Raw genomic sequence first — 568 nt, forward strand, 5'->3', positions numbered from 1 at the left:
GCCCTCTGCAGTGACGAGAACACCGTGCCGCAATCGACACGCCGATCATGAATCCAATCCGACTGCTGCCAGATTCCGGGCAGCAGCGGGCTCGGAAGCGCCCACTTGGTGACGTCGGAGCGTTGCTTCGGCTGGTAGCTGCGGGTCCGGCCAGCCGCACCCAACACCCGTTTGATCGACGACAAAGACGGCGGATCGACGATCCCTTTTCGTTCCATCTCGGCCTGGACCGCCACCGCACCGACATTGGCATGCGGATCGTTCTCCAGCCTGTCCCGCACGGCCACGATCTCGGCGACGACTGTCTCGTCCAGCAGCGACGGGCTGTGATGAGGACGCCTGGAACGGTCTACCAGACCGTCATCGCCCTCGGCTTTCCACCGGTCCACCCACTTGCGAACCCACTCCCGTGACCGGTCTAACTCATCTCCGATCGCTTTCGCCGCCCAGCCCTGCCGATACAGATCAACGGCTCGACGTCGCAACTCTGACTCGCTGACAGCCACAAGGATCTCCCGGTCTCGACACGACCGACAGGGTGATCAAACGCCAACGATGTCCTGAGCCT

1 protein-coding gene is annotated in these 568 nt (G+C 63.0%); it reads right to left on the reverse strand.

Annotated features, from left to right (window positions below):
• Positions 1 to 506 (reverse strand): helix-turn-helix domain-containing protein (locus P1T08_18930; GenBank protein MDF1598144.1); only part of this gene is annotated, 506 nt, incomplete at its 3' end.
• Positions 507 to 568: the final 62 nt, after the last annotated feature.

The organism is Acidimicrobiia bacterium (assembly GCA_029210695.1).
Classification (GTDB): domain Bacteria; phylum Actinomycetota; class Acidimicrobiia; order Spongiisociales; family JAHEDJ01; genus JAHEDJ01.